The sequence below is a fragment of the Streptomyces sp. AK02-01A genome, from assembly GCF_033795305.1.
GTDB lineage: Bacteria > Actinomycetota > Actinomycetes > Streptomycetales > Streptomycetaceae > Streptomyces.
Genome location: NZ_JARBAE010000035.1, coordinates 1 through 12,872 on the forward strand (window position 1 = coordinate 1; position 12,872 = coordinate 12,872).

Below are 12,872 nucleotides of genomic sequence, written 5' to 3' on the forward strand. Positions count from 1 at the left end.
AGTACCGCTTCGTGTACTTGCTTGCCACCTGGTCACTGCTTCCTCTGGAACCACTCTGATCCCAGTCTCCAGGTGTCCACGATCAAGGGGAAGCTTCACGGTGAGATGGGCTTCGCGCTGGTGGTCGGCGACGATGCAGTCAGCCCAGCCGCTGCCGGTGAGCAGCCACGACAGGCGCATTTCGCTCGGCATCACGGAACCTTCCGTATGGGCATTGATCAATCCCACCAGAACTCCCACTCGTGAGCATCAATGAGTTGGTCGGCGTATGCGGTGAGGCTTCCGGTTGCCTGCCAGATGTTGTCGGGACAGAAGGCGAAGTGCTCGGCAGCTATGACCAGGGCAGTGTCGCGGTCCGCGGGCGCAGCGGCCACGCTCAGGGAGAGCGTGTCGAAGCCGGCGCAGACCATGCGGGCGCCGAAGCGGCGTTCCCAGTCACTCAGGATGGCGGAGAAAATGGCCGTGTCACTGTCGTAGTTGACGGGCCCTTGCCAACCAGCGGCGGTCAATGCTGTGGCCCCGGATGAGGCGGCGATCAGACCAAGGCGAAGCCAGGGGCGACGTGCGAGAAGGGCTTCTGCGTACTCGTCGGCGAGCTGGTCGGGGTCGCAGCGTGGGTGTCCGGCCGGGGCGAGACCTGGCCAGCGCTCGCCGAAGGGAGCCGTGACAGCGAGCCGTTCGTCGGGACGGAGGTTGTCGTCGTCATCATCGATACAGGTGTAGTCGTGCCACCAGCGGGAGAGCTGGGCAGCTGGCTGGTGGGCGTCAGGCGAGGTCAGTCCCTCGGGGAAGAGTTCGCCAGTGCCCCAGGGCCGATATTCGGGGTCCTGGCGGTCGTGAGCGTCGAGCAACAGGGGCCAAAGCCCGGACTGCGGGTGCTCGGCGCGCAGGGAAGAAAACAGATCGGCCGTGGCGGGCTGGTCGCTGAGCCACAGGGTGTGGATCTCACCGTCGCCTTCATCGGACAGGACTGTCCGCCCGGTTGGCAAGGGCGTCGTGATGCTGTACTGGTCGGGATCCTTCCCACGGAACAGTAGGTGCAGATCGCGTGGCAGCGGTTGGGAGATCACACGGGGAGGCTAGGGCACGCCACTGACGTCGCCCGTGGGCAGGCAACGGGCTGGGGATATTGGCGATGGGTGCCGGGGGTGATCGTTTCCCATGCATTGTCGGAGGAAGATGCAATGCTGAGTTCGGGTGCAACCAGGTCGGGAGTCGGGCGAGATGGGTTTTGAGGGCCAGATCTGGCGTTTGGTACGGGGCGGGGAGCCTCTCGGCGAGATCGTGGTTACGGAGGCTGACCTGCCCTGGCTGCGAGGACATCTGATCCCGCGGCCAGCGTTTGCCAAGGTCAAGCCTTGGTTCGAAGAATCTCTCGCGCTGGCGGAGGCGGAGGACTACGAGAGATTCGACGAGTCGTACGCCCGGATCGCCCGGCGCCTTTCCCTTGTTGCCCCGTCAGGTCCGGTCGCGGAGTTCCTGTTGCATGTTCAGAACGACCGGGCCTGGTTTCGATGGAGTGACGAACCATTCGACCACTCGTAGTAGCAGCGCGAGCGCGTCAGGGGATGCTGGTGGCATGACTGATGTGACAGGTGAGCACGTGAAGGTACTGTTCCCCCTCGATCAAGACGAAGACGGGTGGCCGCCGGTCAGCACCGAAGGTCTGTGGGCTGTCCGACTGGACGGGGATGCGGTCCGGATTGACAACACCCCGTGGTTTGTCACCAATGTCGCTTGTGGTGACATAGTCCGGGTCAATGAGGACGTTGACGGTCAATTGAGGGCGGTCGAAAAGGTCAAGTGGTCTGGAAATTGCCCGATCCGCGTGATTCCGTTTAGAGATGGACGGTTCGAGGGCGAACTAAGTCCGGTGATAGAGCTGTTCGCACCAGTCGGGGTCACGGGAGAGGGCCTTGCGCAGTTCGGGCTGGTCGCTTTGAACGTGCCGGGAGATGTCGATCTGGCGACTGTCCAAGAGTTGCTCTGGCGGGGATCGGACGAGGGCTGGTGGGACTTCGACGAGGGGTGTGTAGGAGATGCCTGGACAGCACTGCAGTCCAGATGATCTTCATTCTTTGCGCAGGACCTGTCTCAGGCATGGACCAACGTCGCGCTGATTCGGTTGATGGTCCGCAGAACCTCGTCTCGGTTTCTCGCCTGCTTGATCCACAACGGCAGTCGGGCCACCAAAGTCATCTTCTGACCAGTGTCGTACCAAGGTGCTCGTTCGCGCAGAGTGGCTCGGACGAACCGCCGGATCAAGTCGAGATGTTCCAGGTTGTACGCCCAGAGCCACCCGTGCCGGGTCTCAAGCTGCAGCCACAACGCCACGCCGAAATACGGATCTATCGCGGGGTGGTTGGTCCCACGGGCAAACGCGACGTGACCACCACTCGACTTCCGCGACAGACCGCAACTACGGCAGACCAGACGCCGCAGCGTGAACAGCGTCGGCCTTTCGCCATCAGACACCTGGGGCGCTGGCACAACGTGTGCGACGTTCGCGCAGTTCGGACATTTCACGAAGATCGAGTCAATGAAGTCGTAAGCGGTGCTGCGGGGATCCCGGAATCGACCATAAAATGATGTCATCTCGCAAGTATGTGGCGGAGTTACAGACCGTCGCACCCCCGATTCCCTTGAGGACAGCCTCAACGTGGAGCGTCTTCGTGCTCGGCCCACTCGGCAAGTCTGATCTTCACCTGATGGTTGTGCTCGGCGTGTGAGACCACTTCGCCGGAGACACGTTCGCCCATCACGGGCAGGTCGAGGCATCTGGGCATAGCGATGATCTCAGCGAGGCCGACAGCGTCGGGCCAGCCGTCGATGGAGAGGAAGACACCAAAGCGCTGTCGGCCGACGACCTCGCCAGTGATCTTGGTGCCGAGGGGAAGAGTGCGGATGGTCTCGGTCCACGCTCCGCGCGCCGTGGCTGCTCGGTTTTCGTAGTCCTTCCCAGGCCAGGCGTACTCACTCATGCACTGATCATGACATGGCGGGGTTGCCTCTCCGGCGCCTTCGCTGCCGCGAGCGGGAGAGACCTCGTGATCTGCCGTAATCATTAACAGAGTTCAGAATTACGACTGGCACGCAAAATGCCAGGTCAGACACGCCAGTCGACGGACTGGAGCTCACATGGCTCCCAACTGCCAGTCATGGTTGGCGATTTAGCTGCCTGGAACGACTGGCATTCCCAACGATGACTGCCGTTGCCTTGTTGCACGGGATGGTCACGGGAGGGCTGGATGGGCACCAAAGCGTTGGACGAAGCGGCTGCGGCTCCCGGCTTGCAGACAGCTGTCGAGTTCTATTCGGCCAAGGCCGATGCTCTGATCGGGCGGCAGGCTGACCTGGAGGCCGAACTCGCCACAATCAGGACGGATGTGGTGCGGTTCTCCAGCACGCGTGATCAGTTGGCCGAGGCTCTCGCCGGGATCCTTGCGGATAACCCCGAGCCGACGGCCGCAGACGAGGCTTCGGAGGACCGAGTAAAGAATCCCGGGGCCAGTGCCGACGAGTCGACGGGTGACCCGAGTCCTTCCGATACCCCGGCCGCGCAAGAGCAGACTCCGCAGGACACGTCGAAGTCCGGGTCGGGGGAGCTGATGCAGGCGGTTGAGCAGATCCTGGTGACAGCTGGGCGGCCTCTGGTTGCCCGGGACATCACCGAGGCGTTGGGCCGGCCGACGAAGGGCAAAGCGGGTCGGGCTCCGATCGAGACCACTCGACGGACCTGTAAACGGCTGGTGAAGAACGGCCGGGCTGTTGAGAATCCGGTCGGTGTGTTCACTGCCGTGCGGGCTCAGGAGACATTGAGGGAGGCCGCCTGACGACGCGCCGGATGTGAGCTGTCCCCTCCTCCCGTTGCGGGGAGAAGGGGACGGGTTCCGTTGAGCTTGGACCCTCGGCGGAACCTGTGACGTGGACCCTCGTAGTGGCTCACGCACCCCTGAGGCTAGAGCAATCCAGCTCGTCTCGGGGGGTGCGTGGCCTATTTCGTCGTTCCCGGGACGGCCTGTCCTGGGGAGCGGGAAGGCCGGTTTCGATGCATGACGCGGTTCCCATCCCGGTGCGGATACAGCTGCACCGCAAGGAAGTTCTCCAGGCGAGCGATGGTCGCGATGTCGGGCCAGCATCGGCCGGCGATGAGGTCGGCGATGGCCTGCCGGTTGACCTCGGAGCCGGCGGCCACCTGCCGCAGACTTCGCCCCTGGGTGTCCAGGGCGTCGGCGAGGGCCCGGGCGATGGCCTGGACGACACCGGCCGCGGCATCATCGACGACAGCTTGGGGCCAGGACTGAGGATCGCGGGCAAGGTCACGCGGCGGCCTTTTACAGGACAAACCTCCGACCATGTCGATGCACTCCTTTCCGTGAAGATCGGCTTCGATACCTTCACCGGCTGCTTGTCCAGCCGGTTTTGTTGGTCTGTGACACTGAGCCCTGAGGTCTCCCGCACGATCCGCGAGTACCGTCCCCGCCGGCCGCACCAGCGGTGGGCGCCGGTCGCCGACCAGGTCAGAGCAACCGTCGCCGCTGCCGCCCCCGCTACCTGTTACGAGGCAGGCCATCTGCTGCACGTGGTGGGGCGGCTCGCGATGTGGGCAGAGGGCTGTGGCATGCCGAGGGATCCCGGCGTGTGGCTGCGCACCGAGAGCATCGATGCGTTCGTGCTGTCCGGTGCCGGGGACGTGTGCGGTTCGACCGTGCAGACCTACCGGTCGTGGCTGCGGCGTGTGCGTGAGGCGCTGGTGTGGGTCCAGCGCGGTGAGGCCCCTCCCGCACGGATGTCTTCGCCCCGCAGTCCTCAACCCCCTTACGCGGAAGGCGATGTGTCGAGATTGCGGGCCTGGGCGGGGCATCTTCCGGGCCGGGCCAGGCTGGACGGACTCGCGTTGATGGCGCTCGGCGCCGGCTGCGGCCTGCTGCCCGGCGAGGTGGTCCGCGTGCGCGGCCACCACGTCCGCGTCACCTCCGGCGGTGTCGCGGTGCTTGACCACGACATGCTGGGGCGGCTCGTGGCGTGCCAGGCCGGCCGGGAAACGGTACTCGCGGACCTCGCCCAGGCGGCTGGAGCCGGCTACCTGTTCCGGCCGGGCCGGAAGGTGGCCGCGGCAAAGAATCTTGTCTCCTCCTGGCCCAGCCGGCACCGGCCGCACGCCGGCCTGCCCCCGTTGTCCGCTCGTCGGCTGCGGTCGACATGGATCGTGCGGCTGCTGTCGGACGGGGTCAGCCCGGCTGCGGTCGCCTCCGCGGCCGGGATGGCCTCTCCGGCCGGACTGGCCCCCTACCACCGCTGGGTTCCCCCACTACCGCGCGAGGAGGTGATCCGGCTCCTGCGCGGACCCCGCCGGTGATGGCCCGCCCGGCCCGGGACGAAGAAGCCGCACGGGCCCTGCGGCCCCGGATCCGCCCCGGGAAACAGACTCTGATCGCGGACTCCAAAGTCGGCCAACTCCTGGCCCTGCTGGACCGCTCCGGTGTCCCCCAGCAGGTGGAAGAGCTGCTGCGGGGGCGGCCCGGACCTGCCGGGGTGCGCCCGCGCACGGTGCTCGCCGGGCTGCTGCTGGCCTCCTACTTCACCGGCCGGGCCACGGTTGCCGACGCCTGGCGGATCCTGCACTTCCGTCTGGAGCCGAGGGCTCGCGGCTGGCTGGGCATCCCCGAAAAGCCGCCCGGCACCGCGCGGGAACGCATCGCGGCGAGCCGACGCCTCTACCGGGGCTGGGACCGGATCACCACCGTGCTGGATCCGGCCCGCTGTGACCGCCGCTCCCGCCTTCCGCAAAGCACTGCGGATGCCTACGCGGACGCCTGGGCCGTCCCGTCCGGCCAAAACGCCGCACTGCGTTTGCAGAAGCTGGCCAACCAGCTGGTCCTCACCCCGGTCCGACTCGCCCAGCAACGCGGCTACCTGCGGGGCTGGCGCGGTGACGTGGGCGTGGACGCGACTGCGATCCCGGTCCTGGCCCACCCCGACAGCGAACGAACCGGCACCGCCTCGGTCGAGATCACAGCAGGCTGGCACTACAGCGGCGGATCCGACACGGGTACCTTCGGCTACAGCGCGAGCTTCGTCGTCGCCGCACACACCCACCGCCCCCACGATGCGCCCGGCAGGACGACGGCCTACCCGCAGATGTGCGTCGGCCTGATCATGGATACCCCCACAGTCCGCACCGGCCCCAACGCCATCACCGCACTCACCCAGCTCAGCGAACTGGGACTGCCGACCGGGACCTGCGCGGCCGACCGCGCCTACACCGGATGCGCACCGGAGAACTTCCAGATCCCCGTACGCCGACTCGGCTACCGCCTCGCTCTGGACTACAAGGCGGCCGACCGTGGTATCCAGGGCAGCTGGCAAGGAGCCGTACTGATCGACGGCTCCCTCGCCTGCCCACACATCCCTAACGCCCTGGCTCAGGCCACTCATGGCATGGACGACAAGACCTTCCGCCGACGGCTCGACGACCTGAAGCCGGTGGTCGCCGAGCGGCTGCCCTACTTCCTCAAGCTCAAGCAGAACGCCGATGCCCGTGGAACCGTGAGCCTGCAATGCCCGGCGGCCGGGCCGTCTCCTTCGGTGAACTGTCCACGCCGAGAACGCCTCCGCCCTGCTCGACCGACCGCCTCGGGCCCGCCTCAGCCCGTGATCAAACTGGCGGATCTCCGCTCCCGCACCAGCCACGCCTCGGCTCGCCCGACCATCCAGCTCCCTGACAGAGAGTGGGCGGACCCTCCCGGCAAGGAGGCGCTGCCCGCCGTCTGCGGGGCCTCCGCGATCAGCGTCCCCGCCGACGCGGCCGGAGACCTGAAGAATGCCAAGTTCCGGCAGGACAGCCACTACCTCAGCCCCACCTGGGAGCGTCTACAAGCCGATCCGCTCTCACAACGAGGGCCTCAACGGCCGCCTCAAGGGCGCCGACATGGACATCGGCAACCCGATGCACCGTCGAGTCCCCGGCCAGGTGGCCCAGACGATCCTCATCGCGATCATGGTGACCATCGGGAACCTGGACATCCTGGAAACCTGGCTCTACGAGCGCACCGGCAACCGGCTCTTCGACACCGACTTCGAGTCCATTGCGGCTGCCCCAGGTTGCGACCTGTCTTCCGTCCCCGCACCAATCGACATGGGGCGGCATCCGCCAGCCAACCTCTGATCGGGCAACGTCACAGCCACACAGCACCATCACCAGCCCCGGGCGACCGGGGCCGGTTCGCATGTCCTGGCAAGGCCCAAGCGTCTGCCCAGCAACCGGCCAGACCCGATACGCCGCCATCCACCACCCCGAACAGCCATCGAACGACCCCTGAAATGACGAAGATCCCGCCCGATCTTGCGATCGGACGGGATCTCGTCAACGCTCCTGAGCTAACTCAAGAACAGTCGTGTTGTGGACCTGAGGGGATTTGAACCCCTGACCCCCTCGATGCGAACGAGGTGCGCTACCAGTCTGCGCCACAGGCCCTTGCAACGAGTGAAACTTTAGCACCCTCGCCGCCGTGCTCGGAAATCCGTTAGCGGCTGGTCACGGGCGAGCTTTGGCCTGGTCGCTCACTCGTTGGCCGCGCGCGGGCGGTCGCCCTCGTCGTACTGGTCGAAGAGCGGGGTCTTGCCCCGGTCACGGCCGCGGCGGGGCGGAGGCGTCCGCTGCTGCGGCGGTGCTTCGGCGGCCGGCTCGGCCGCCGAGGAGCGGGCCGCGCTCCAGGTCTCCGGGTCGCTGACGTCGACACCGCTGGTGGCACGGGGTGCGACCGGCGCGGTGACATACGTCGGAAGCGGCACCGGGACCGGGTCCCAGCTGTCGCCGGACGCCGGGCCGCGGTCGCGCTGCTGGTCGACCCACTCCGCGTGGTCGGTCTGCTCCACGAGCGCGCGGCGGCCCGCCTCCTGCGGAGAGACCGTGGGAGCCGGCTCCGGCTCCGGGCTGGTTTCGGGCTCCTCGTCCGGTGTCCCGGCCGCCGCCGTCGACGGCTGGTGGCGGCGCGGGCGGTTCTCGCGGAGGCGCTGCGCGGCTGCCTCGGCCCTGCGCCGGTCCATGGTGAAGGCGAAGCGGCGCCGCTCCTGGCCGCGCAGATGCACGATGTACGCGCTGAGCAGGACGGCCGGGACAGCCGGGGCCCAGAGGAAGCCGAGGCCGCCGACCGCCGCGACCACCGCGCCGAGCGTGAAGGCGAGAAAGAGGACCACGGTCGTACGCCGTCGGCGCGCGAGGACCTGCGAGCGCTGCGCGCGCCGGGCGCGTTCGGCCGCGGCGCTCGACGCGGCGCGCGCCGCCGCCGAGGGACGCGCACGCCGCTCGGACGCGGGCCGGGCATCTGCCGGACGGGGCACCGAACGGGATTGCGCGGGTCTGGCCGTTCCTGGTCCGGCCGGCTCCGGGACGTCCGCGCGGACGTCCATCCGGGCTTCGGTAAGGGCCGGACGCGCCGCGAAGGCCCGGACGTCGACGGAGCTCATCGACTCCGTGCGCACGCCCGGTTCGGCGTCGGGCCCGGCCTCCTCGGCGGCTCTTCCCTGAAGCTCCTTGGCGTAACGGCGCTCCATGGCCGCCCTTCCGGACAGCAGCCGGATGGCGGTGCTGAAGCGTTCCGTCGGACGTGCCTCATTGAGCTCGTCCTGCCTGCGGAGCCACATCGGCACCAAGTAGGCGGCCCAGGCCCCGACGATGACTGCGTAGATGAGGCCGCTGCTGCTCACGGTTCACACCGTAGAGGTGTTCACGCGAAGGCATCCGCCAATTGAGCCGGTGTGTCGCACGATCCGGCTGATATCACGGACTTTTTTTGTGACTGTTCAGATCAACTGGTGGCCATATCCTGATCAATATCGAACACTTATTTTATTTTCGCTGTCCGGGACGCGCCTGGCGCCAGCGGCGGACCAGTCCCTCGGGCACCTCGTCGGCCGTGAGCGCGAAGACGAGATGGTCGCGCCACGCACCGTCGATGTGGAGATAACGGGGCCGCAGTCCCTCCTCGCGAAATCCGAGTTTCTCGACGACCCTGCGGCTTGGCCCGTTCTCGGGACGAATACAGATCTCGACACGGTGCAGTCCGACCGCACGGAAGCAGTGGTCGACGGCCAGCGCGACCGCGGTGGGCATGACACCTCGGCCCGCGACCTCCCGGTCCACCCAGTAGCCGACATGTCCCGAGCACATCGAGCCCCAGGTGATCCCGGCGACCGTGAGCTGGCCGACGAGCCGGCCCTGGTACTCGATGACGAAGGGCAGTATCCGGCCCGCGTTGGCCTCGGCGCGCAGATGGCGGACCATCTGGCGGTAGGTGGGACGCTGAGCGACCGGACCGCCCGGGGCCGCCGGCGGAATGGTCGCCTCCCAGGGCCGCAGCCAGTCGCGGTTGCGCCGGTTCACCTCACGCCAGACACGCTGGTCGCGCAGTCTTATGGGGCGGAGCGTGACATCTCCGTCCACCAGGATCACCGGCCAGGCGGGGTTCATCCGGAGGTACGCGAGTGATCGCCGCCATGGATCTGGTCCACGGCGTGGACGAGCAGCCGGCCGAGCACGGCGAGACCGTCGCGTACACCGCCGGCCGAGCCCGGCAGGTTCACGATCAGGGTCCGTCCCGACACACCCGCCAGGCCCCGCGAGAGCGCGGCGGTGGGGACCTTGGCGGTGCCGGCGGCGCGGATCGCCTCCGCGATGCCCGGGATCTCGTAGTCGAGCAGGCGCCGGGTGGCTTCCGGAGTGCGGTCCGTCGGTGAGATGCCGGTGCCGCCGGTGGTCAGGATGACGTCGTACGCGGCGGCGACTCCCTCGCGCAGGGCCTGCTCGACCGGATCTCCGTCGGGGACGACACGCGGTCCTTCGACCGAGAAGCCGAGCGCGCCGAGACCCTCGGCGAGGATCGGGCCGCCGCTGTCGGCGTAGACACCGGCGGCGGCGCGGTTGGACGCGGTGACGACCAGGGCGCGGTACGGTCCCGGCTCACTTCCGGGACTCCCGCTCGCGGCCGCGTTCATACCGCGTCTCCGTCTCCCGCGCGCGACTCCGCCGGAGGCCGCTCCCAGTGGCCGGACGCGCCGCCGGTCTTCTCCTCGACCCGTACGTCCGTGATGACCGCGCCCTTGTCGACCGCCTTCACCATGTCGACGACGGTGAGCGCGGCGACCGAGACGGCGGTCAGGGCTTCCATCTCGACGCCCGTACGGTCCGTGGTCTTCACGGTCGCGAGGATCTCCACGGCGTCGTCCGTGACCGAGAGATCGAGGGTGACGCCCGAGACGGCGAGAGGATGACAGAGCGGAATCAGGTCCGGCGTCCGCTTGGCGCCCATGATGCCCGCGATACGGGCGGTGGCGAGGGCGTCTCCCTTGGGCATTCCGCCGCCTCTGAGCAGTTCGACGACGCGCGGCGAGACCAGCACCCGGCCACTGGCGCGGGCGGTGCGCGCGGTGACCTCTTTCGCCGAGACGTCGACCATGCGGGCCGCGCCCGACTCGTCGATATGTGTCAGGTTGCCCTGTTGATGGTGTCCGGGGGTCTCCCCCCGGGAAAACACAGTCATTGGCTGTGGCGCTCCCGATTTGGGCCCGGCAGGGCCTGTGTGCGCAGACACGGTACCGCCACCGGCCGGTGCTCAGCCGATCAGGACCACGTCGAGTTCCGTGCCCGGCTCGGCCGACGTCGACTCCTCGGGGATGATGATCAGCGCGTCGGCCTGGGCGAGGGCGGCGACGAGATGGGATCCGGAGCCGCCGACCGGGGTGACGGTGCCGGTCTCGGCGTCATACGTACCGCGCAGGAACTGGCGGCGGCCGGCCGGGGACGACAGCGGTTTGTCGGCCGCCAGCGTGGCGCGGACGGTCGGTCGGTGGACGTCCTTGAGACCCATCAGCGCACGGATCGCCGGGCGGACGAACAGCTCGAACGAGACATAGGACGAGACCGGATTGCCGGGAAGCGCCAGCAGCGGGGTGTGCTCCGGGCCGATCGAGCCGAAGCCCTGTGGCTTCCCGGGCTGCATCGCGAGCTTGCGGAAGTCGATACCGCTGCCCGCCTCGTCCTCGTCGCCCACGGAGGAGAGCGCCTCCTTGACGACGTCGTACGCCCCGACGCTCACACCACCCGTGGTGACGACCATGTCCGCGCGGATGAGCTGGTCCTCGATGGTCGCGCGCAGCGTGTCCGCGTCGTCGGTGACGGCACCGACCCGGTAGGCGATGGCGCCCGCGTCCCGGGCCGCCGCGGTGAGCGCGAAGCTGTTGGAGTCGTAGATCTGGCCCTCGCCGAGCCGCTCTCCCGGCTGGACCAGTTCGCTGCCGGTGGAGAGGACCACCACGCGCGGCCGAGGACGCACCCGCACTGTGCCACGGCCGATGGCGGCCAGCAGACCGATCTGCGGCGGGCCGAGGACCGTACCGGCCGCCAGCGCGAGATCACCGGCCTGGACGTCGCTGCCGCGCGAGCGGACATGGTCACGGGCCTCGACCGGGCGGTACACCCGGACCTCGCCACGCGCTCCGCCGGAGCCCTTGCCGGCCGGGCGCATGGTGGTGGCCGCGCCGCCGCCCGCACCGCCGTCGGTCCATTCGACAGGGACGACGGCCTCGGCACCGGGCGGCAGCGGAGCGCCGGTCATGATCCGGGCGGCCTGCCCGGGGCCGACGTCGGGCAGCGAACCGCTGCCCGCCGCGACATCGCCGACGACGGTCAGCACGGCGGGAAACTCCTCGGTGGCGCCCGCGAGATCCGCCGTACGGACCGCGTACCCGTCCATGGAGCTGTTGTCGAACGGCGGCAGAGCCACCGGCACCGTGACGTCCTCGACGAGGACGCAGCCCTGCGCGTCGGGCAGTTGCAGCTCGATCGGGTCGAGAGGGTGGACGGCGGCGAGGATGTCCGCCAGGTGTTCGTCCACCGACCAGAGCGGCTCGTGACGGAAGGCCGGTGCCGGTTCTGCCGTACTGCTCAAGGCGCTACATCTCCTCGCTGACGTAACTGCGGAGCCAGGTCCGGAAGTCCGGGCCCAGGTCTTCACGTTCGCATGCGAGTCTGACAATGGCACGGAGATAGTCGCCGCGGTCGCCTGTGTCATAGCGACGGCCCTTGAAAACGACGCCGTGGACCGGTCCGCCGACCTTCTCGTCCGCGGAGAGCTGCTGAAGGGCGTCGGTGAGCTGGATCTCACCGCCGCGGCCCGGCTCGGTCTGGCGCAGTATCCCGAAGACGGCGGGATCCAGCACATAGCGGCCGATGATCGCGTAGTTGCTCGGAGCGTCGGCGGCGTCGGGCTTCTCGACCAGATCGTGCACCTTGACCACGTCGGCGTCGGCCGTGGGCTCGACGGCGGCGCAGCCGTAGAGATGGATCTGCGCGGGGTCGACCTCCATCAGCGCGACGACGCTGCCGCCTTCACGCTCCTGGACCTCGACCATGCGGGACAGCAGCCGGTCCCTGGGATCGATCAGGTCGTCACCGAGCAGGACGGCGAACGGCTGGTCGCCGACGTGCGGCGCGGCGCAGAGCACGGCGTGGCCGAGCCCTCTCGGGTCGCCCTGGCGCACATAGTGCATGGTGGCGAGGTCGCTGGACTCCTGGACCTTCGCGAGGCGCTCGGTGTCTCCCTTGCGGGTGAGCGCCTCCTCCAGCTCGTAGTTCCGGTCGAAATGGTCCTCAAGAGGGCGCTTGTTCCGGCCGGTGACCATAAGGACGTCGGAGAGCCCGGCGGCCACCGCCTCCTCGACCACGTACTGGATCGCCGGCTTGTCCACGACCGGCAGCATCTCCTTCGGAGTGGCCTTGGTGGCGGGCAGGAACCGGGTGCCGAGGCCTGCGGCGGGGATGACAGCCTTGGTGATCCTGGAGGGCGACTGAGTCATGCGGAGCACCTTATCCG

At 68.2% G+C, this 12,872-nt stretch carries 14 protein-coding genes, 1 tRNA gene and 1 pseudogene; 5 read left to right on the forward strand and 11 right to left on the reverse strand.

Features of this window, described 5'->3' with window-relative positions:
- Together PV679_RS26630 and PV679_RS26635 are read right to left on the reverse strand one after the other, a co-directional pair.
- A pseudogene (locus PV679_RS26630) lies at positions 1 to 228 on the reverse strand (hypothetical protein); the annotation flags it as partial.
- A complete protein-coding gene (locus tag PV679_RS26635) occupies positions 219 to 1,070 on the reverse strand; it encodes a DUF4253 domain-containing protein (protein ID WP_319682938.1) in 852 nt (283 codons plus the stop codon). The pseudogene PV679_RS26630 and the gene PV679_RS26635, both read right to left, overlap by 10 nt.
- A gap of 154 nt (positions 1,071 to 1,224) precedes the next feature.
- Here PV679_RS26635 and PV679_RS26640 point away from each other — a divergent pair, with 154 nt between their 5' ends.
- Positions 1,225 to 1,545 (forward strand): hypothetical protein, encoded by a 321-nt coding sequence (locus PV679_RS26640; RefSeq protein ID WP_319682939.1) that lies wholly within the window; start codon positions 1,225 to 1,227, stop codon positions 1,543 to 1,545.
- Positions 1,546 to 1,579: 34 nt separating this feature from the next.
- A complete protein-coding gene (locus PV679_RS26645; protein ID WP_319682940.1) occupies positions 1,580 to 2,068 on the forward strand; it encodes a DUF4265 domain-containing protein in 489 nt (162 codons plus the stop codon).
- Positions 2,069 to 2,094: 26 nt separating this feature from the next.
- Here the strand turns inward: PV679_RS26645 and PV679_RS26650 are convergent, their stop codons facing one another.
- Together PV679_RS26650 and PV679_RS26655 are read right to left on the reverse strand one after the other, a co-directional pair.
- Complete coding sequence (locus PV679_RS26650; protein WP_319682941.1) at positions 2,095 to 2,595, reverse strand: hypothetical protein; 501 nt, start codon at positions 2,593 to 2,595, stop codon at positions 2,095 to 2,097.
- 59 nt (positions 2,596 to 2,654) lie between these two features.
- Positions 2,655 to 2,981 (reverse strand): hypothetical protein, encoded by a 327-nt coding sequence (locus PV679_RS26655; RefSeq protein WP_319682942.1) that lies wholly within the window; start codon positions 2,979 to 2,981, stop codon positions 2,655 to 2,657.
- A 267-nt stretch (positions 2,982 to 3,248) separates the two neighbouring features.
- Here PV679_RS26655 and PV679_RS26660 point away from each other — a divergent pair, with 267 nt between their 5' ends.
- The 3 genes from PV679_RS26660 (at position 3,249) to PV679_RS26670 (ending at position 7,422) form a co-directional block, all read left to right on the forward strand.
- Positions 3,249 to 3,833 (forward strand): hypothetical protein, encoded by a 585-nt coding sequence (locus PV679_RS26660; protein ID WP_319682943.1) that lies wholly within the window; start codon positions 3,249 to 3,251, stop codon positions 3,831 to 3,833.
- 215 nt (positions 3,834 to 4,048) lie between these two features.
- Positions 4,049 to 5,359 carry a hypothetical protein gene (locus PV679_RS26665; protein WP_319682944.1) on the forward strand — a complete coding sequence of 437 codons (1,311 nt, stop codon included), beginning with the start codon at positions 4,049 to 4,051 and terminating at the stop codon, positions 5,357 to 5,359.
- A complete protein-coding gene (locus PV679_RS26670; protein ID WP_319682945.1) occupies positions 5,359 to 7,422 on the forward strand; it encodes a hypothetical protein in 2,064 nt (687 codons plus the stop codon). Before PV679_RS26665 ends, PV679_RS26670 begins: the two co-directional genes overlap by 1 nt.
- Here PV679_RS26670 and PV679_RS26675 read toward each other — a convergent pair.
- From PV679_RS26675 to galU, 7 genes are all read right to left on the reverse strand, one after another.
- Positions 7,404 to 7,477 (reverse strand) — tRNA-Ala (locus tag PV679_RS26675). The two genes, PV679_RS26670 and PV679_RS26675, sit on opposite strands and share 19 nt — an antisense overlap.
- 86 nt (positions 7,478 to 7,563) lie before the next feature.
- Positions 7,564 to 8,709 carry a gephyrin-like molybdotransferase receptor GlpR gene (gene glpR / locus PV679_RS26680; protein ID WP_319682946.1) on the reverse strand — a complete coding sequence of 382 codons (1,146 nt, stop codon included), beginning with the start codon at positions 8,707 to 8,709 and terminating at the stop codon, positions 7,564 to 7,566.
- 142 nt (positions 8,710 to 8,851) lie between these two features.
- Entirely contained in the window at positions 8,852 to 9,472 is a 621-nt protein-coding gene (locus PV679_RS26685) for a GNAT family protein (RefSeq protein ID WP_319682947.1), read from the reverse strand.
- Positions 9,469 to 9,996, reverse strand: a complete 528-nt coding sequence (locus PV679_RS26690; RefSeq protein WP_319682948.1) for a MogA/MoaB family molybdenum cofactor biosynthesis protein — start codon at positions 9,994 to 9,996, stop codon at positions 9,469 to 9,471. Before PV679_RS26690 ends, PV679_RS26685 begins: the two co-directional genes overlap by 4 nt.
- Positions 9,993 to 10,541, reverse strand: a complete 549-nt coding sequence (moaC, locus tag PV679_RS26695; protein WP_319682949.1) for a cyclic pyranopterin monophosphate synthase MoaC — start codon at positions 10,539 to 10,541, stop codon at positions 9,993 to 9,995. The genes PV679_RS26690 and moaC overlap by 4 nt, the downstream gene beginning before the upstream one ends.
- 72 nt (positions 10,542 to 10,613) lie before the next feature.
- Positions 10,614 to 11,948 carry a gephyrin-like molybdotransferase Glp gene (gene glp / locus PV679_RS26700; RefSeq protein WP_319682950.1) on the reverse strand — a complete coding sequence of 445 codons (1,335 nt, stop codon included), beginning with the start codon at positions 11,946 to 11,948 and terminating at the stop codon, positions 10,614 to 10,616.
- A gap of 4 nt (positions 11,949 to 11,952) precedes the next feature.
- Positions 11,953 to 12,855 (reverse strand): UTP--glucose-1-phosphate uridylyltransferase GalU, encoded by a 903-nt coding sequence (gene galU, locus PV679_RS26705; RefSeq protein ID WP_319682951.1) that lies wholly within the window; start codon positions 12,853 to 12,855, stop codon positions 11,953 to 11,955.
- Positions 12,856 to 12,872: the final 17 nt, after the last annotated feature.

Bases quoted from the DNA above. Each gene is read 5' to 3' on its own strand.
- PV679_RS26685 (WP_319682947.1), bottom strand. From the start codon at position 9,472: ATGAACCCCGCCTGGCCGGTGATCCTGGTGGACGGAGATGTCACGCTC.
- galU (WP_319682951.1), bottom strand. From the start codon at position 12,855: ATGACTCAGTCGCCCTCCAGGATCACCAAGGCTGTCATCCCCGCCGCA.
- PV679_RS26640 (WP_319682939.1), top strand. From the start codon at position 1,225: ATGGGTTTTGAGGGCCAGATCTGGCGTTTGGTACGGGGCGGGGAGCCT.
- PV679_RS26665 (WP_319682944.1), top strand. From the start codon at position 4,049: ATGCATGACGCGGTTCCCATCCCGGTGCGGATACAGCTGCACCGCAAG.
- PV679_RS26650 (WP_319682941.1), bottom strand. From the start codon at position 2,595: ATGACATCATTTTATGGTCGATTCCGGGATCCCCGCAGCACCGCTTAC.
- PV679_RS26660 (WP_319682943.1), top strand. From the start codon at position 3,249: ATGGGCACCAAAGCGTTGGACGAAGCGGCTGCGGCTCCCGGCTTGCAG.
- PV679_RS26645 (WP_319682940.1), top strand. From the start codon at position 1,580: ATGACTGATGTGACAGGTGAGCACGTGAAGGTACTGTTCCCCCTCGAT.
- PV679_RS26690 (WP_319682948.1), bottom strand. From the start codon at position 9,996: ATGAACGCGGCCGCGAGCGGGAGTCCCGGAAGTGAGCCGGGACCGTAC.
- PV679_RS26670 (WP_319682945.1), top strand. From the start codon at position 5,359: ATGGCCCGCCCGGCCCGGGACGAAGAAGCCGCACGGGCCCTGCGGCCC.
- PV679_RS26655 (WP_319682942.1), bottom strand. From the start codon at position 2,981: ATGAGTGAGTACGCCTGGCCTGGGAAGGACTACGAAAACCGAGCAGCC.
- moaC (WP_319682949.1), bottom strand. From the start codon at position 10,541: ATGACTGTGTTTTCCCGGGGGGAGACCCCCGGACACCATCAACAGGGC.